The following is an 18,575-nucleotide window of genomic DNA, read 5'->3' as shown; positions in this document are numbered from 1 at the left end:
AGTGTGAAGCGGTTTTCGGACGACATCATGCTCTCTCTATCTAATTTAGAGACGGATTCAGATTTCAGGTCGAACAGACCTGAAATCATCCGTCTCTAGGCCACCGCATCGAAATAGGTGGCAAACTCGGCGCGTATCTCGGTTTCGTCGGCCCGGTCGCGATCCCTTATATAGGTCAGCGCCCGCTTGGCGCGCTCCAGCGACGTCCCTTCAAGTCCCGTGGTTCGCGATGCGATGCCCGCCATCTCCTCGAAAACGCCATTGCAGTGAAGGACCAGATCGCAGCCCGCCGCAAGGATCGAGGCCGCCTTTGTCGGGAAATCCCCAGAAAGTGCCTTCATCGAGGTGTCATCGCTCATCAACAGCCCGTCGAAGCCGATCTCGCGGCGGATGATCTCGTCGATGACCTTGCCTGAGGTGGTCGCTGGGTTGTTCGGATCGATGGCGCTGTAGACGACATGCGCCGTCATCGCCATCGGCAGATGGCTAAGCTCGCGGAACGGGGCGAAATCATGCCGCTGCAGGTCGCTCAGCGAGGCATCGACCACAGGCAGTTCGAAATGCGTGTCGGCAAAGGCGCGCCCGTGACCCGGAATGTGCTTCATGACCGGCAGCACGCCGCCCGACATCAGCCCTTCCGCCGCCGCGCGGCCGAGTTCGATGACCGGGCGCGGCTCCTTGCCATAGGCGCGCGCGCCGATGACGTCGCTGGCGCCCTCGATCGGCACGTCCAGCACCGGCAGGCAATCGGCAGAGATACCGTAGCGTAACAGGTCGAAGGCATGCAGCCGCGCCATCAGCCAGGCAGCGCGGGTGCCGGCATCATGGTCCTTGCGCCACAATGCACCGAGCGCGCCGCCGGCGGGATAGTTCGGCGCCAGCGGGGGCCGCAGGCGCTGCACCCGGCCACCTTCCTGGTCGATGAACACCAGCGCATCGGGGCGCCCGATACAGTCGCGCATTTCGGCGACCAGATCGCGGATCTGCTCGGTTTCGCCGATGTTGCGCGCAAACAGGATGAAGCCCCACGGGCATTCATTGCGATAGAAACGGATTTCTTCGCGGGTCAGCGATTTCCCGGCACAGCCGAGGATCATGGATTTTGATTCGGTCATTCCACCAGTTTAGGGCTTCGCGCCGGCAAAGGGAATCTCCCCGGACGGCAAGCGCCTCAACCTCTCGCCCATCCACATGAAAAAGCCGGCGCGACCGTTGGGAACGCACCGGCTCTGATAATTGGATCCGGCCTTACCGAGACACGAAGCAGTTGCCGCCGGCAGCCTTGTAGCTGGTGCACAGATTGATCGCATCGTTGCGCGATTGCGCAGGCACCCGGACACGGTAGAAGGTGCCCTTGCCGGCGATCTCCGCCTTGACGATGTTGGCGGTGCGACCGGCGAGCACATTTCCATAGCGGCGCTGCAGGTCGGCGTAGTTGGCCTGGGCGCTTTCGACCGTCGGCTGCGAAGCGATCTGCATCGACCACGAACCGCCCGATGTCGAAGCCGTCGCCGGGATGGAGGCAACCTGGTCGGGCTTGACCTCGCCGACCACGTCGACCGGCTGGTCGGACGGGCGCTGCGGCGCTACGGCAACCGTCTGCGGCGTGTTGGCGGACTGGGTCTCAGCCTTCGGCGTGGCCGCCGGCTTCACCGGCTTGACCGGCTTGGCGGTCTCGGCACTTGCCTGGTCGCTATTTGCCTGATCGGCAGGCGCCACGGTGCCGGTCTGCTCGGCATCGGCCGAAGGGGCGACGTGCTGCGGCGCCGGGTCAAGCGGCTCAGTCGCCGCAACCTGCGGCGCGGCCGGCGTCGAGTCCTCGCGGGCCACCAACGAGCCGTCGGGCTTGACCACCATGGTCCGCACCTTGCGCGGGGCAACGGCGACGGTATCGGGGTTCTTGTCGGCTTCCTGCAGCACCTGCGCGATGCGGTCCTCGGATTTTGGCGCCGGCGCGACAGCCGCGTCGGGGTTGACGGCAGCTTCGGGGTTGCCGGCAGCGTCGGGGCCTGGGGCAGCGTCGGTATCGTCGGGCGACAGATCGACGACGCGGCTTTCAGGCTCCTGCGCCTTCACATCGACCGGCTCTTCGGTGTTGGTGACTAGCTTCTCCTGAACCGGCTCGGCCGGCTTGGTGCCCTTGGCGACCGCATCATAAACCTTGTTGTCCTGGTTCGGCACCACGGCGCCGCCCGGATTTTCGGGCTTGACCTTGATCGGCCTGTTGTCGGCCTTGACAATGACCGGCGCATCGCTGCCGCCCTTGCCGCCGAACGACAAGGCGAAGGCGCCAAGGCCGCCGGCAATCGCAACCGCAGCAACGACCCCCGCGACCAGCAGGCCGCTCCTGCGCGGCCGTGCGGCTTCCTGCTCGGCGAGGCCCGGCACCGCCATTGCCTCGTCCAGATCCGGATCGTAGTCGAGTTCGTCGACCGCGAAATCGTCGGCCTGCGAAACCGGCTGGCTGCCGGGCAGATCGTCCATGTCGAAGCCGCCGGCGGCATCGGCGTGGTGAGCTTGCGTGGCTGCAAGCACTTCGGCTGGCCGCGCCGCATAGGCGCGCTGGTCGAGCTCGTGGCCCGAACCGAAGCCGGAACTGTAGGAATCGTCATCATAGCCGGCACTGCGTGCGGCAGTGGGCGGCGCCACTTCCACCGCGTTCATGTCGTTGAGCATGCCGGCGAATTCGGCGTCGATGTCGTCATAGGCGGCCGGCTCGTCTTGCTCGAAGCTGAGTTCTGGAATGTCGAGGTCGTCGGCAATCGCCACCACACGCTCCGGCACATCGACCGTCTCGACATCCGGCATCTCGTCATAGGCCTGAGGCGGCGCCTGGCGCGATGGCGTCGGCGCCACATAGGCAGCAGCGGCAACCGGCTGGTCGCGATAGCTTGGCGCTGCCGCCGGCGGCATGGACGGCTTTTCTGCAAAAGAAGCTTGCGGCTGCGCTGCAAAGGAAGGCTGGGCCGGGGTGGGAGTCACGCGGCTCCACGAACGCGCCGGCTCCGGCGGCGTCGAGCGCCAATCGCCAGCGACCGGTGCTGCCGTATCGTCATGACCGAGATCGATGCCGTTGGCCAGCGCCGCGTCGAAGGCGTGATCATCGAACTCGATCTCGGGCACATGGCCTTCAAGTTCGCCGGCAAGCAGATCGTCGAAATCGGCATCGTCCGCCTGGGCCTCCTGAGGAGCAGGCGCGTGTTCGTCCAGGTCCCAGTCGAGATTATCGACCGGAGCGACCGGCGTCGCGACGGACCGCTGCACCGGGGCAACCGGCTCATAAGTCCTGGTGGGCTCGATGGCGGCAGCCCTGGTGGGCTCGGTGACCACCGGAATCGGCGCGACTGGCGCCGGGCGTGGTGTGGTCATGGCGCCAAGCAGCGCGTTGAGTTCATCTTCCAACGTCCGTTCGTCAGCTACCGGAGCGGCCGGGGTCGCCATATTGGTAGGCGCCACATAGGCTGGTGCGACCGGAGTTGGCTGAACCGGAGCGGGTGCGGTCTCGGCCACCGGCTCGTGATCGGCAAGCGCATCATCGATGCTCAGATCGAAATCGTCGAATGCTTCGTGCGCAGTCTCATGAGAGGGGCTGGCCTCCACGGTCCAGGCCGGCGTCTCGTCCACTTCCGGCGCATCCATCTCAACCGGCGCGCTGACCTGCAGATCGCTGACATCCAGATCGCGCTCTTCCGGATCCTCGGCCTCAACAGGCTGAGCCTCGAAAGCCTGAGGCTCGAAATGCTCGGCTGCAAAGTCCATGTCGACATCGGCCATCGCGTCATCGAAATGAACCGCAAAATCCTCGTCGGCAACAGCGTGGTCGGCGGCGCCGACGGCGTCGAAGGTATGGATCGGCGCCTCGGCTACTGGCGCGGCATACTGGTCCTGCGCCGGCGCAGGACCGTCCAGCGTCAGCTCGTCTTCCAGCGACATCGAGACGGCATTGTCGAAATCATCGTCGAACGCGACATCGTCGGCGGGCGCAGCAGCAACCTGGGCGACATCTGCGGCATGGGCGACGGTCGCATCGTCATCGAGCAGCAACCCCTGCTCGAGCGAAGCGGCAAGGTCGTCGTCCATCGGCAGGTCGTCTTCGAGCGGCGATACGTTTTCCAGCGAGCTGGCCACGGCATTGTCGAAATCATCGTCGAATGCAGCTTCGTCGAATGCGGGCTCGGCAAACGAAGGTTCGGCAAACGAGGGTTCAACGGGAGCAGCCGCAGCCTGCGGGGCAGCGCCGAAATCCAGATCGGCGGCATCGTCGAAGACGAAATCATATTCCAGCGAAGCAGCCAGCGCATCGTCCATCGCGGCATCGGTGGTTTCGAAAGCCGGCTCGCGAATCTCGGCAGCAGGTTCGTAGGGCTCAGCGGCAGGCTGGTGAACCTCGGGAGCTGGCTGGCTGGCCTCCATGGAACCGACTTCATCGCCGAATTCGCCCATCAACTCCTTCTCGAGGTCGATGTCGAAATCGCCCTCGTCCGCAGCCGTCTCGACGGCTGGCGCCTGCGGCTTGACCGGCTGGCGCGGATCGAAACCCATGATCCTGGTCAGTTCAGCGAACGGATCATCTTCGGCGATGTCGTTGTTGTCGGCTACTCTCAGCTGGGTTCTGTCTGCCATTATTGTTCCCGAACTCGCACTCATTCGGACGCCATGGACGTCGCGTAGGGTTGGCCCTTACCAGCGCAATGTGGGCAAATGGTGACAGGTGTTTTAGTTAAACCTAACGCATCTCAGTGGGCGCATCAGCCCCAATCAGCGTCAGGCCGGAGGTCAAAACATCCGAAACAGCCTGCACCAGCCCTAGTCTGGCATGAGTCAATTGTCGGTCGTTAACCTTAACAAAACGTAAGTCGGCATTCTCGGTGCCCCGATTCCAGTGTCCATGGAAGCTGGAAGCCAGATCGTAGAGGTAGAATGCCAGCCGGTGCGGCTCCAGCGCAAGGGCCGCAGATTCGACCAGCCGGGGATATTCAGCCAGCTTCCGGATCAGGCCGATCTCGCCCTCATCGGTGAGCGACGCCGAGGCCGCGGCCAGGCTGTTGCGGTCGAAATTGGCCTCGCCCAGTTGCTCGCTCGCCTGCCGGAACACCGAATGACAGCGCGCCGAAGCGTACTGCACGTAGAACACGGGATTGTCCTTGGACTGTTCGGTGACCTTGGCGAAATCGAAGTCGAGCGGCGCGTCGCTCTTGCGGTAGAGCATCATGAAGCGGATCGCATCGCGGCCCACCTCCTCCACCGCTTCGCGCAAGGTCACGAAGTCGCCCGACCGCTTCGACATCCGAACCGGTTCGCCATCGCGAAACAGCTTCACCAGATTGCACAGGAGCACCGTGAGTTGCAGCTTCAGATCATCGCCTGCAATCGCCCGCGCCAGCGCTTCCAGCCGCTTGACGTAGCCGCCATGGTCGGCGCCCAGCACATAGATCAGGCCGACGAAACCGCGGTCGACCTTGTCCTTGAGATAGGCGACGTCGGCGGCGAAATAGGTGAACGAGCCGTCGGACTTGACCAGCGCCCTGTCCATGTCGTCGCCGACCGCCGTCGAGCGGAACAGCGTCTGCTCGCGGTCTTCCCAGTCGTCCGGCTTCTCGCCCTTGGGCGGCGGCAGCTTGCCCTTGTAGATATGGCCCTTCAGCGTCAGATCGTTGATCGCCGAGCGGATTTTTTTGGCATTGTCGGCATGCAGCGTGCGCTCGGAGAAGAAAACGTCGTGATGCACATTGAGCAACGCCAGATCCTCGCGGATCATCACCATCATGGCGTCGATCGTGCGGTCCTTGACGATTGCCAGCGACTGATCGTCGGGCATCTGCAAGAGCTTGCGGCCAAATTCGGCAGCCAGCGCCTGACCGACCGGCACAAGATAGTCGCCGGGATAGAGACCGGCCGGTATCTCGCCAATGTCGTCGCCCAGCGCTTCGCGGTAGCGCAGGAAGGCCGAACGCCCGAGCACGTCGATCTGCGCGCCGGCGTCGTTGATGATGTATTCCTTGGTGACGTCATAGCCGGCGAAGGCCATCAGATTGGCGAGCGTGTCGCCGACAACCGCGCCCCGGCAATGGCCGACATGCATCGGCCCGGTCGGATTGGCCGAGACATATTCGACATTGGTCTTCTTGCCGCCACCAATGGTCGAGCGGCCGTAGTTTTGCCCCTCGCCGAGCACCGCGGTCAGATGTGCCTGCCAGAAAGCGTCCTTGAGCCGGAGATTGACGAAGCCGGGACCGGCGACGTCGGCTTCGGCAACATCGGCGTCGCTGCGCAGCACTTCCACCAGCCGCTCGGCCAGCGCCCGCGGGTTGTGCCCTGTCGGCTTGGCCAGTACCATCGCCGCATTGGTGGCGAGATCGCCATGGCTGGCGTCGCGCGGCGGCTCGACGGCGATGCGCGACAGGTCGGGCGAAACGCCATTACTGTCTTTCAAATCAAGCGCTTCGACGGCTTTTGTGATTCGCGCGCTGAAATCGGCGAAGATGTTCATGGGTCTTGCTCTGGCGGACTGTGCAGGGGAACCGGCTCATTGGCCGGCAAATCGCGCCCGCCCTAGCTTAAATCGGGCGTATGGTCAAACAGACGGCGGTGTTCCTTCAAGGCGTAGGTATCCGTCATCCCCGCGAGGAAATCGGCGACGCTGCGCGCCTTGATGCGGTCCTCCGCCCGGTCGAGCCCCTCCCGCCAGCCGTCCGGCATGGCGCGCGGATCGGCGTAATAGACATCGAACAGGTCGCGCACGATCTGCTCGGCCTGAGTGCGCACGCGCATCACCTCGTCATGCCGGTAGAGATGCTTGTAGAGAAAGGTCTTCAATTCCTTCTCGGTCGCCGCCACGTCAGCGGAAAAGGTCACCATCGTTTCGCCCGCCGCCCGCACCGCTTCGGCGCTGTCAGGCTTGATGCGCTCAAGATTGGCGGTGGTGGAAACAATGACATCCTCGACCATCATCGTGATCTGCCGGCGCATCAGCTCATGGCCGGTGCGCACATCGTCCAGGCCCGGATAGCGCGCGCGCACGCTTGCCAGGATCGATCCCGGCAGCGCCACCGTTTCCAGCATGTCCAAGGTCAGGAAGCCGGAGCGCAGGCCGTCGTCGATGTCATGGGTGTTGTAGGCGATATCGTCGGCGATCGCAGCACATTGCGCCTCGATGCCGGCGAAATGGTCGAGTTCGAGGTCGTGCAACTCGGAATAGTCGCGGATCGCCTGCGGCACCGGGCCTTTGAGCCCTTTTCCCTTGGCGTCGGTCAGCGGGCCATTGTGCTTCACCAGGCCTTCCAGCGTTTCCCAGGTCAGGTTCAGCCCGTCGAACTCGGCATAACGCCGCTCCAGCCGCGTCACCACGCGCAGCGACTGCGCATTGTGGTCGAAGCCGCCCCATTGGGCCATCCGCTCGTTCAGCGCGTCCTCGCCGGTATGGCCGAACGGCGTGTGACCGAAATCGTGCACCAAGGCGACCGCCTCGGCCAGATCCTCGTCGCCGCGCAACGCTCGCGCCAGAGCCCGCGCAATCTGCGCCACCTCGATCGAATGCGTCAGCCGGGTGCGATAGTGGTCGCCTTCATGGGCGACGAACACCTGCGTCTTGTGCTTCAGGCGGCGGAAGGCAGTCGAATGAATGATACGGTCGCGGTCGCGCTGGAATGGCGTGCGAGTCGGGCTCTCGACCTCGTCATAGAGCCGCCCGCGCGACCTGGCTGGGTCGCTGGCATAGGCCGCGCGCGGCCGATAGCCGAACCCAATGTCGCCAAGCTCATTTGTCATGGCTGATGCCGCCGCAGTTGACTTGCCCCTTCCCGCTTCATACCTATCATGTGAAACCGAAAGCAAGGTGACGCCCATGGGCGCTGATGCCAAGACTGCCATGAAAGTCGAGATGACCGAGTCCGCCGCCAGGCGGATCGCGAAAATCGTCTCTGGCGAGGCCGGCAAGACGGCGTTGCGCGTCTCCGTAGAGGGCGGCGGCTGCTCCGGCTTTTCCTACAAGTTCGACCTGGTCGATACGCGCAATGACGATGACGTCGCCATCGAAAAGGACGGCGCCACCGTGCTGATCGACGATTTGTCGCTGGTCTATATGGGCGGCTCGGTGATCGACTTCGTCGACGATCTGATGGGCCAGTCGTTCCAGATCCGCAACCCCAATGCAGTCGCCTCCTGCGGCTGCGGCACCAGTTTCTCCATCTAGGCAGATGTCCGGCGTCGGCGCGGTCCGTCAGGTCGCACTGTCGGCCGGGCGCGACCTCGACGTCACGCTAGCCTTCTGGCACGATGTGCTCGGCCTCAGCGTTCATGCCCGCTACGATCCGCCGGGCATCGCCTTCATCATGGCCGGTGATATCAGGTTGCTGTTCACCGATGGCGTTCCGGCCGGCACCGTCTATCTCGATATAGCCGGGCTCGAAGCCTTCCACGCCGAGGCGAAAGCGTCCGGCGTTCCCTTCACCGCACCGCCGGCGCTCGTCCACAACGACACCGAAGGCACGTTCGGAACGGCAGGGGAAAGCGAGTGGATGGCCTTTCTAAAGGACCCGGCAGGCAATACGATCGGGCTTGTCGAACGTCTTTCGCCCGAACATCCCTGAGGCCGCCCATGAAAATCGTTACCTGGAACATAAACGGCATTCGCGCCCGCATAGGCAACCTCACCCACTGGCTGAGCGAAAGCCAGCCCGACATCGTCTGCCTGCAGGAGATCAAGTCGGTCGACGAGCAGTTCCCGCGCGCCGAGATCGAGGCGCTTGGCTACAACGTGGAAACCCATGGCCAGAAGGGCTTTAACGGCGTCGCCCTACTGTCGAAACTTCCGTTCGACGAGGTTATCAGAGGCCTGCCCGGTGATGACGCCGACGAGCAGGCGCGCTTCATCGAGGGCGTGTTCTCGACCGACCAGGGCGCGCTGCGCGTCGCCTCGCTCTATCTGCCCAACGGCAATCCCATCGATGACGAGAAGAAATTTCCTTACAAGCTGGCCTGGATGGAGCGGCTGCATCGCTGGGCCGAGCAGCGGCTGCTTCTGGAGGAGGCGCTGGTGCTGGCCGGCGACTACAATGTCATCCCCGAGCCGGTCGATGCGCGCTTCCCCGAGAACTGGCTTGGCGATGCGCTGTTCCAGCCGCAGACGCGGCAGGCCTTCCGGCGACTGAAGAATCTCGGCTTTACCGAGGCGGTGCGCGCCGTCACCGATGCGGCCGACGTCTACACCTTCTGGGATTACCAGGCCGGTGCCTGGCAGAAGAACAACGGCATCCGCATCGACCATCTGCTGTTGTCGCCCGAAGCCGCCAACCGCTTTTCCTCGGCCTCGATTGAAAAGCACGTGCGCGCCTGGGAAAAGCCTTCCGACCATGTGCCGGTGGCGATCGATCTGGCGCTGCTGCCGGCCTGATATCAGCCGAAACCCTGATGTCGCCACAATCGCGCCATTCAGTCAGAGATCAGCATGGCGGCTGGGGTTCCATGGCACTACGATTCCTCCTTTGCCCGATCGGTCTGGCATTTGCCATAGCCTCTCCTGCAGCGGCACTTGCCGATCAGCAGTGCCTGGCCAATGGCAAGTCCTACCAGGTCGGCCAGGTCACCTGCCTGACGGTTTCAGACAAGAGCCATATGGCCCGCTGCGACCTGGTGCTCAACAACACCTCATGGACCAAGATCGGCGACAGCTGCCCCGACACCACGATGAAGCCGCATCTGCACGTCACGCCGATCTCGATGCCGGTACACAGAGCGGCGCCGGCGGAACTCACCGAGAACTGATGGATGTGAGCTAATTTCCCCCTTGAGGGGGAGATGGCCGGCAAGCCAGAGGGGGGCGCGAAGAAACGCGACCTTTCGGTCAAACAAGCTCACCCTCTCAGTCCAACCCGGGCAAACTTTAGTCAACTGAAATGCCAGCGGGACAGCGCCCCCTCTGCCCTGCCGGGCATCTCCCCCTCAAGGGGGGAGATTGGCAATTTCACTGGTCGCCGCCGCCCTTGGTCAGGATGTCGTCGGCAAGCGAAATGGCAGTGCGACGGTCGGCTTCGCCGGCGGCGGCAAATGCCTCTTCCTGCATGCCGCGGATCCACGGCTGGTCGCTCGGCGAGGCGCGTTCGAGCGCGGCGGTCATCATGGCCAGCCCGCGCACGATCTTGCCGCTCTGGAACAGAAGATTGCCAAGAGTCGCCTGGGCGCCGGCATGGCCTTTTTCGGCGGCGAGTTGGAACCAGCGGCCGGCCTGCTTGACGCTGGCCTTGACGCCGCCCTCGCCCTTCAGGAACATCTGGCCCATCTCGAACTGGGCGTTCGGGTTGCGGTAATTGGCGGCCGCGCGCATGTAATATTCCTGCGCCGCGACCTCGTTTTCCTCGACCGGGCTGCCGGGGATGCCTGTCCGGAGATAGTCGCCCAGCGCCACCAGCGCGTCGGAGACATAGCTTTCCTCCGGCGATCCCGGCTCGACATCCTGATCGACGATCTCGGAGAAGAATTTGAAGGCCGCATAGTCGTCGCGCGTCACGCCGTCGCCTTCGGCGTACATGCGCGCGAGCTTCCAGGTGGCGCCGATCTGGCCGTTCTCGGCGGCGTATTTATAGGCCTCGACCGCCTGTTCCTTATGGCCGCTCTTGTAGGCGGAGAAGCCGAACTGGAACACGGCCCATGGGCTCGATTGCGGCTTCACGCCGGTCTTGTCGTCGAACACCTTGTCGTCGAAGGCCATGGCCTGGCCCACGGCGCCAAAGATCGCAACAGCGACCAGTGCCGGAAGGACAGACGACCTCAACAACTCAGATATCCGCATAGCAATGTGTTTCTTTGGCACCGCCGGGATGGGTGACCGCGCCGTGGCGGGCAGGCCCTACCGTCTGTGCGTATTTCCAGATCGCGCCCGACTGATAGTCGGTCGTGCGCGCCTTCCAGGCCTTCGCCCGCGTTGCCAGTTCGGCCTCGGACAGGTCGACCGCGATCCTGCCTTTGGTTGCATCGATCGAGATCACATCGCCGTCTTTCAAGAGCCCGATCGGGCCGCCAACGGCAGCTTCGGGCCCGACATGGCCGATGCAGAAACCGCGGGTCGCGCCCGAAAAACGACCGTCGGTGATGAGGGCGACCTTGCCGCCCATGCCCTGGCCGTAGAGCGCCGCCGTCGTCGACAGCATCTCGCGCATGCCCGGGCCGCCGCGCGGACCTTCGTAACGGATGACGAGAACCTCGCCTTCCCGGTAGTTGCGGTGCGTGACCGCCTCGAAACATTCCTCTTCCGAATCGAAACACCGTGCCGGACCTGAGAATTTCAGCTCCGTCATGCCCGCGACCTTCACGATCGCGCCTTCGGGGGCAAGGTTGCCCTTCAAGCCCACGACACCGCCGGTTTGGGTGATTGGTCGGTTGGCGGGACGGACCACATCCTGGCTATCATTCCAGGCAACATGCTCCATGTTTTCGGCCAAAGTACGGCCAGTCACGGTCATGCAGTCGCCATGGAGATAGCCGTGGTCGAGCAGCGTCTTCATCAACAGCGGAATGCCGCCGGCCTCGAACATGTCCTTGGCGACATATTTGCCGCCCGGCTTGAGGTCGGCGATGTAGGGCGTCTTCTCGAAAATCGCGGCAACGTCGAACAGGTCGAACTTGATGCCTGCCTCATGAGCGATCGCCGGCAGGTGCAAAGCCGCATTGGTCGAGCCGCCGGTGGCCGAGACCACGGTTGCCGCATTCTCCAGCGCCTTCAGCGTGACGATGTCGCGCGGACGGATGTTCTTGGCGATCAGCTCCATGATCTTTTCGCCCGAGGCGAAATTGAAGCGGTCGCGCATCTCGTAAGGCGCCGGCGCGCCGCAGGAGTACGGCAGCGCCAGGCCGATGGCCTCGGCGACGGTGGCCATGGTGTTGGCGGTGAACTGGGCCCCGCAGGAGCCGGCGGAAGGACACGCCGCCTGCTCGATCTCGAGCAGTTCGGCATCACTGACCGTGCCGACCGAATGCTGGCCGACCGCCTCGAACACGTCCTGCACGGTGATCTGGCGGCCGCGATAAGAGCCCGGCAGGATCGAGCCGCCATAGATGAAGATCGACGGCACGTTGAGCCGCACCATGGCCATCATCATGCCGGGCAGCGACTTGTCGCAGCCGGCAAGGCCGACCAGCGCATCGTAGCAATGGCCCCGCATGGTGAGTTCGACCGAATCGGCAATGACATCGCGCGACACCAGCGACGACTTCATGCCCTGGTGCCCCATGGCGATGCCGTCGGTGACGGTGATGGTGCAGAATTCGCGCGGCGTGCCGTTTGCGGCGGCCACACCTTTCTTGACCACTTGCGCCTGGCGCATCAGCGAGATGTTGCAAGGCGCCGCCTCGTTCCAGCAGGAGGCAACGCCGACCAGCGGCTGCGCGATCTCGGCCGCAGACAGGCCCATGGCATAGAGATACGAACGGTGCGGCGCACGCGCCGGACCTACGGTCACATGGCGGCTAGGGAGCTTGGCCTTGGAGATGACTTTGGCGTCCATTCTCTTCCTTGCCGCGGGCGGTGCGGCCTGCCTCATCGCCGAGCCTTGTGGCGCGTGTCCCGAGACGAATTCGAGGTGCGCCGGGTTTATGGCGGGAAATGGGCAATTTCTTCGGGCGAGGCTGTAGCGCGGGGGTTGGTCGGGAACTGTTGCCAAAACGTCACAATTGCGAGAGGTGAAAGTGATGCGACGGATTTGCAACACCAAGTTTTCCGTCATCGCTCGATGGTCCACCCACAAAACAAAAAGGCCGGGCTATACCCGGCCTTTCGTTATAATTTTCAGAGCCTTAGAACTTGATCTTGACGCCGCCCGAAATTGCCGTGACCAGATCGTTGCCGAAGTCGTAGCTGACGTCGGTACCGGCCTCATAGCCATTCTCGTCAGTCAACGTGCCTGAGTGACCACTGGTCAGTACACCAACCGCGCCGGCCAACCGCACTTCGATGTTGGCGGTTGGCGTGTAAGCGACGCCGCCACCGAGCGTCCAGGTATCGGTCTGCGAGCCAACACCGTGCGACGTGCCGCGATCCCAAGATAGCTGGGCGGCACCACTCCACTGCTCATTGAACTTGTGGCCGATGCCGGAGGTCACCGTCCAGCCATCGCGGTACATCAGGTCGAGCGAGGTTAGCCTAACTGGAAATGGGGAAATCGTCGTGCAAGGTGCAAGGCCCTTGGTTGCTTGCGAGCAGATCGGAATGCTCTGCAGCACACTCCAGTTGACCCATTTGATCGAGCCGAAAGCGAGCCAGCCAGGCGCGATGCCTGACTGAAGCTTCAATTCCACCGAATCCGGCATAGACGCGGAACCGTAGATGTCAGGTTTACCCTGGCCGACTTGCGATAGGTCGAGCGTACCCTCAAGATTGTCCAACTTGACCTGCGAGTTATAAACGAGGCTGGCACGCAGCGCGATTTCGGGGATCTCATAAGCAAGGCCGGCGCGCCAGCCCCAGCCGGTACCCTTTAGGTCAACGCGGCCAACGGCGCCAGGCGCCAGCGGCGTGATGAAGCTTTCCTTGAAACCATAGACTTCTTGGTAAAAGACACCGCCGATAAAACGTAGCTGGCCCTTGCCGGCATCCATTTTGTAGGAGCAGGTGGCTGCGTAATTATTGCTCTTGATATCGGTTTCGATGTTGGAGAAAGAGCCGTTCCAGATGCCAGGATTCGTATGCGCGCCCCAAGGCTGCGAATAGTCAGCCATGCAGTCGACGTCTTTAACCACCTCGGCCTTGAAGCCTATGCGCGGCACCCAGTAGCCTTCGCTGTCATCAGCTGTGCTTTTGAAGTTGAGCGTCGCGTTGCCGTCGACGGCATTCTTGAGCTTGCGCTCAGGCATCACGTAGGTCGCCTCGGCTTCGGTGGCGAAGCGCGCCGGATCGAACAGAAGGTCGATGTCGTAGCCACCGCGCTCGATGCCGCCGGCATGTACGGAACCGATCAAGCCCAGCGAAAAACACCCCGCCCCCAGCAGTGTTTTAAAACGCAGATTGTTCATGGATATCCTCCCCGAAATACTAGTGGGTCAAGCTAGAACCAATTCGGGTTAACGGCGCAACAATGAATTCACATAGCGTACATGTACACCTGAGCCGGCTGCCTTTCCGGCACAGCGGCTGGTTCCGAAGCAAGGCCGAAAAACGACTTTCCGGGGGCAGATCAGCGAAAGAATTCTGTGAAACCCGTCACAAAAACCTCAAAAACAAGCCCTTTCGGAGCTATTTGGCCCGATTGTTACATTATGGCAACAATGGGGCTGAAACTTTCCGTTTACGTCAATATTAACCTTACGGAATGCCTGTTGTTCGAGCAAAAGAACCGCCGCCAAGCACTTGCCGGCGCCTTGCGAATCCAGCGCTCAACCAGCGTCGCGCACCCTGGTCAACGCCACCGAAAGCTTCTCCTGCTGATCGCGGTATTCGTCGAGTTTTTCGCGCTCGGCCGCGACGATCTCTTCCGGCGCGCTGGCGACGAACCGTTCATTCGACAGCTTCTTGTGCAACCGCGCGATTTCCTCGGTCACCTTGGCCAGTTCTTTCTGCAGCCGCGCCGCCTCGGCGGAGAGATCGATCAGGCTGCCGAGCGGCAGGCAGACCGTCGCCTCGTTGACCACGATCTGGGCCGAGCCCTTGGGTGCCGCGTCCTCCAGCGAGATATCGCCGACCCGCGCCAGCCGCTTGATGGCGGACGCATGGCGGTCGAGCCTCTGCCGGGTCTCGACGCTGGCGCCAACCACCACCAACGGTGCGATCGCCGCCGGCGGCACGTTCATTTCGGAGCGCACGGAGCGGATGCCGGACACCAGATCGACCAGCCAGTTGATGTCGGCGGCCGCGTCCGCGTCCTCGAAGTCCGGCGACGGCCAGGCGGCGTGGCAAAGCAGCGTTGCGCGCGTCCGGCCCTCGCCCGCCGTCTGCGCCCACAACTCCTCGGTCATGAACGGCATCATCGGGTGAAGCAGCTTGTAGATCTCGTCGAGCACGAAGGCGACGCAGGCGCGGCTTTCGGCTTTGGCCGCCTCGTCAGTGCCCATGAACACCGGCTTGAGCAGTTCGAGATACCAGTCGCAAAACAGGTTCCAGACGAAGCGGTAGGCAGCCCCTGCCGCCTCGTTGAAGCGGTATGAGGTGATGCCCTCGGTGATCGCGTGCGACGCCCGGGTCAATTCGGTCAGGATCCAGCGGTTGACCGGCAACTTGGCGTCGTTCAGCCAAAAATCGTCATTGCGCGCGACCTCGTTCATCTCGGCAAAGCGTGTCGCGTTCCACAGCTTGGTGCCGAAATTGCGGTAGCCGGCGATGCGCGCCGGATCGAGTTTTACGTCGCGCCCCTGCGCCGCCATCACCGTCAGCGTGAAGCGCAGTGCGTCAGCACCAAACTCGTCGATGAGGTCGAGCGGATCGATGACGTTGCCTTTCGACTTCGACATCTTCTGCCCGTTCTTGTCGCGCACCAGCGCATGCACATAGACGGTGTGGAACGGCTCCTCGTGCATGAAATGCAGGCCCATCATCATCATCCGGGCGACCCAGAAGAAGATGATGTCGAAACCGGTCACCAGCACGTCGGTCTGGTAATAGGTTTTCAGCTCCGGCGTGTGATCCGGCCAGCCCAGTGTCGAGAACGGCCAAAGCGCCGACGAGAACCAGGTGTCGAGCACGTCCTCGTCGCGGCTCAGGATCTCGCCCGGCTTGAAGGTCTCGAGCTTGTCCTCGACCCAGGCCTTCCATGGACCTTCCAGCGCCAGATAATATTCGATCGCGGCGCCCAGCGCCTCTTCCTCGGTCTTCTCGACGAAGACCCGGCCGTCCGGCCCGTACCAGGCCGGGATCTGGTGACCCCACCATAGCTGGCGTGAAATACACCAGGGCTGGATGTTCTCCATCCAGTCGAAATAGGTCTTTTCCCAGTTCTTGGGCACGAAGTTGGTACGGCCTTCGCGCACCGATGCGATCGCCGGCTTGGCCAGCTCGGCGGCGTTTGCATACCACTGCTCGGTCAGAAACGGCTCGATCGGCACGCCGCCGCGGTCGCCATGCGGCACGGCGTGGCGATGCGGCTCGATCTTGTCGAGGAAGCCGCCGGCCTCCATCAGCTCGACGATTTTCTTGCGCGCGACGAAACGGTCGAGACCGTCGAGCTCGTCCCAGACGGCCTGGCGCTCCGGCGTCACGTCGAGCCCGGCGAGAAAATCCTCGTTATCCCTGAGCGTTATTGCCGCCTCGATGGTCAGGATGTTGATCGCCGGCAGCTTGTGGCGCTTGCCAACCTCGAAATCGTTGAAGTCGTGCGCCGGCGTGATCTTGACGGCGCCGGAACCCTTTTCCGGGTCGGAATACTCGTCAGCCACAACCGGAATTTTCCGGCCGACGATCGGCAACACGACATTCTTGCCGACCAGATGCCGGTAGCGCTCGTCGTCCGGGTGCACGGCGACTGCCGTATCGCCCAGCATCGTCTCGGGCCGTGTCGTCGCCACGGTGATGAATGTCCCAGGATTTTCCGGATCGAAAATCTCGCCCTCGATCGGATAGCGGAAGTGCCAGAGATTGCCATTGACCTCCTGCGGCTCGACCTCCAGGTCGGAGATCGCCGTCAACAGCTTCGGGTCCCAGTTCACAAGGCGCTTGTCCTTGTAGATCAGCCCTTCCTTGTAGAGGCTGACAAAAACTTCGAGCACGGCCTTGGACAGGCCTTCATCCATGGTGAAGCGTTCGCGCGACCAGTCCGCCGAGGCGCCGAGCCGCTTCAGCTGGTTGAAAATGGCGCCGCCGGACTCGGCCTTCCACTCCCAGACCTTGTCGATGAACTGTTCGCGGGTGAGATCGCGGCGATGTATCTGCTTTTCCATCAGCTGGCGTTCGACCACCATCTGCGTGGCGATGCCGGCATGATCCATGCCGGGCTGCCACAGCACGTTTTTGCCGCGCATGCGCTCGAAGCGCACGAGTATGTCCTGCAGCGTGTTGTTGAGTGCATGGCCCATATGCAGCGAGCCGGTGACGTTGGGCGGCGGGATGACGATGGTGAAGGCCTCCGCCCCCTCCTCGGCGCCGGCGCCGGCGCGAAATGCGTCCGCCTCTTCCCAGATTTTGGCGATCCTGGGCTCGACGGTCTTGGCGTCGTAGGTCTTTTCAAGCATGGGAAAATGGTCCGCGCGGTCGGGAGTTTTGCTGACCCGGTGTAAATCGGAAGGTTTTGGCCAAGTCAACCGCGAGGGCGGCCTCAGTCCTTCAACGCAAATAGGCGGGGCCCTGGTCATTTCAACGGGAAGGCCATGCCTGCACCTTCATCGTCAGCGATCCCGACGGTAACCTGATCGTGTTCGCGACATCGGCCGGAAGCTGACCTGCAGCGAAAGCGTCGCCCGAAGGCGGCGCCTTAATCCGGAACGGGCTATGGTGATGTCTACTGCGCGCCGCGCGCGACGCGCTCGATTTCTTCGCGTACCAGGCGCTCGACCAGCGTCGGCAGATTGTTGTCCAGCCAGTCCTGCAACATCGGCCGCAGCATCTCCTCGGCCATCTCGTCGACGGTCTTCTTGCTGCGGCTGGCGAAGGCGTCGGAGAGCTCGCCGAAGGCGGCTGCGACCTGCCGTCCCGTATGTTCCGAAACGATCGCCGACCGAACCGGAGTTGTATCGGCCGGGCGCGCGTGCTCGCTGCGCGAAGGATGAGCCTCGAAAGCCGGCTCGGCAGCGAGATCGTCTTCGAAAGCCTCGACCTCCGCGATTGCTGCCTGCCGATTTTCAGTCTCTGGCTGCCTGATCTCCGGCTGCCGTACTGTCTCAGCCGGTTTTGTCTGATTGCCAACCGCCGCGATTTCGCGGCGCCAATCCGTGACGATCGAGTCGGTGGTTTCCGCCTTTGCCCGCACTGCAGCTTCTGCCCTGACGGCGGGAGCAGGCTCGCTGGCTATCCTGGCGCTCACTTCCGCCAGGGTCATCGGAGCATGCGCGGGTGGCGCGGCGGTCGTGGCATTTGCCGCAATGGCAGGCTTCACTGGCGACGGATCGGAGCGCGGCTCCGGCCGCGCAACCACCGGCTCGGCCAGTTGGGCCTGCACCTCGGCCAGCGTCACCGGCTTCTTGCTTTCGGTCGAGCTGTGCAATTCGCTGCGGAATGCCTCGACATCCGAAACAGGCCCGGCGGCCGGCACAAGGTCCTGGCGCAACTCATCGGCGTCGCCCGGCAGCTTGCGGCCGGTGTCGCTGTCTTCGATGATCCTCCTGATGGAAGCCAGTATTTCTTCCATGGAAGGTTCGCGCTGTGCGCTGCTTGCCGTCGCCATCGTCACATCCGCCGCCCCCGCGCATGATCCCGAAAATCGATTTTCGATTTTCGAAGAGGATCAGGCGCAAATCAAAGTTCTACAGCGTCCTTTGCGCATCCATCGGACGCGTGGCGCTGTAGTGACCCGTTCCTGGATTCCTGTCCGGCAAAGCCGGATACGAATCATGGCGACAGCGTAGCCGACGGATCGCCATCCGAGAATCCCCAATCTCGGAAGACGCCGGATTTCAACAATTTAGGCTACAAAAGACAAACGCCGCGCATCCATGGGAAGCGCGGC

14 protein-coding genes are annotated in these 18,575 nt (G+C 62.9%); 5 read left to right on the top strand and 9 right to left on the bottom strand.

Annotated elements, in window-relative coordinates:
- Positions 1-95: 95 nt before the first annotated feature.
- The 4 genes from nagZ to X751_RS150915 form a co-directional block, all read right to left on the bottom strand.
- A complete protein-coding gene (nagZ, locus tag X751_RS150900; RefSeq protein ID WP_023681654.1) occupies positions 96-1,115 on the bottom strand; it encodes a beta-N-acetylhexosaminidase in 1,020 nt (339 codons plus the stop codon).
- 133 nt (positions 1,116-1,248) lie between these two features.
- The gene (locus X751_RS150905) at positions 1,249-4,623 is read right to left on the bottom strand and encodes an SPOR domain-containing protein (RefSeq protein ID WP_023744779.1); all 3,375 of its coding nucleotides are present in this window, start codon (positions 4,621-4,623) and stop codon (positions 1,249-1,251) included.
- A 103-nt stretch (positions 4,624-4,726) separates the two neighbouring features.
- On the bottom strand, positions 4,727-6,490 hold the full coding sequence (argS, locus tag X751_RS150910; RefSeq protein WP_023744778.1) for an arginine--tRNA ligase: 1,764 nt from the start codon (positions 6,488-6,490) through the stop codon (positions 4,727-4,729).
- Positions 6,491-6,552: 62 nt separating this feature from the next.
- Positions 6,553-7,767 (bottom strand): deoxyguanosinetriphosphate triphosphohydrolase, encoded by a 1,215-nt coding sequence (locus X751_RS150915; protein ID WP_023688214.1) that lies wholly within the window; start codon positions 7,765-7,767, stop codon positions 6,553-6,555.
- A 76-nt stretch (positions 7,768-7,843) separates the two neighbouring features.
- On the opposite strand from X751_RS150915, the gene erpA reads away from it, so the two are divergent.
- From erpA to X751_RS150935, 4 genes are all read left to right on the top strand, one after another.
- Complete coding sequence (gene erpA / locus X751_RS150920; protein WP_027050337.1) at positions 7,844-8,191, top strand: iron-sulfur cluster insertion protein ErpA; 348 nt, start codon at positions 7,844-7,846, stop codon at positions 8,189-8,191.
- Positions 8,192-8,195: 4 nt separating this feature from the next.
- Positions 8,196-8,588: a VOC family protein gene (locus tag X751_RS150925; protein WP_023681658.1), complete on the top strand. Its 393-nt coding sequence runs from the start codon at positions 8,196-8,198 to the stop codon at positions 8,586-8,588.
- Positions 8,589-8,596: 8 nt separating this feature from the next.
- Entirely contained in the window at positions 8,597-9,391 is a 795-nt protein-coding gene (gene xth / locus X751_RS150930) for an exodeoxyribonuclease III (RefSeq protein ID WP_023667698.1), read from the top strand.
- Positions 9,392-9,462: 71 nt separating this feature from the next.
- Entirely contained in the window at positions 9,463-9,762 is a 300-nt protein-coding gene (locus tag X751_RS150935) for a hypothetical protein (RefSeq protein WP_023744777.1), read from the top strand.
- A gap of 199 nt (positions 9,763-9,961) precedes the next feature.
- On the opposite strand, the gene X751_RS150940 is transcribed toward X751_RS150935, so the two are convergent.
- The 5 genes from X751_RS150940 to X751_RS150960 all read right to left on the bottom strand — a co-directional run bounded on the left by X751_RS150940 (position 9,962) and on the right by X751_RS150960 (position 18,293).
- Positions 9,962-10,786: a tetratricopeptide repeat protein gene (locus X751_RS150940; RefSeq protein WP_023667701.1), complete on the bottom strand. Its 825-nt coding sequence runs from the start codon at positions 10,784-10,786 to the stop codon at positions 9,962-9,964.
- A complete protein-coding gene (ilvD, locus tag X751_RS150945) occupies positions 10,773-12,497 on the bottom strand; it encodes a dihydroxy-acid dehydratase (protein ID WP_023744776.1) in 1,725 nt (574 codons plus the stop codon). Before ilvD ends, X751_RS150940 begins: the two co-directional genes overlap by 14 nt.
- 289 nt (positions 12,498-12,786) lie before the next feature.
- Complete coding sequence (locus tag X751_RS150950) at positions 12,787-14,001, bottom strand: OmpP1/FadL family transporter (protein ID WP_023701680.1); 1,215 nt, start codon at positions 13,999-14,001, stop codon at positions 12,787-12,789.
- Between the two features lie 360 nt (positions 14,002-14,361).
- Positions 14,362-17,145 (bottom strand): valine--tRNA ligase, encoded by a 2,784-nt coding sequence (locus tag X751_RS150955; RefSeq protein ID WP_023744775.1) that lies wholly within the window; start codon positions 17,143-17,145, stop codon positions 14,362-14,364.
- 266 nt (positions 17,146-17,411) lie between these two features.
- Positions 17,412-18,293: a PopZ family protein gene (locus tag X751_RS150960; protein ID WP_023744774.1), complete on the bottom strand. Its 882-nt coding sequence runs from the start codon at positions 18,291-18,293 to the stop codon at positions 17,412-17,414.
- Between X751_RS150960 and X751_RS1000000167495 the strand changes: the two genes are divergently transcribed.
- Positions 18,235-18,474, top strand: coding sequence for a hypothetical protein (locus X751_RS1000000167495; RefSeq protein ID WP_196814986.1), 240 nt, complete (start codon positions 18,235-18,237; stop codon positions 18,472-18,474). The two genes, X751_RS150960 and X751_RS1000000167495, sit on opposite strands and share 59 nt — an antisense overlap.
- The last annotated feature ends 101 nt before the right edge of the window (positions 18,475-18,575 follow it).

Origin of the sequence: Mesorhizobium sp. LNJC394B00 (genome assembly GCF_000502555.1) — a bacterium.
Classification (GTDB): Bacteria; Pseudomonadota; Alphaproteobacteria; order Rhizobiales; family Rhizobiaceae; genus Mesorhizobium.
The sequence above is the reverse complement of the archived record's forward strand: the minus strand, read 5'-3'. Positions and strand labels throughout refer to the sequence as shown.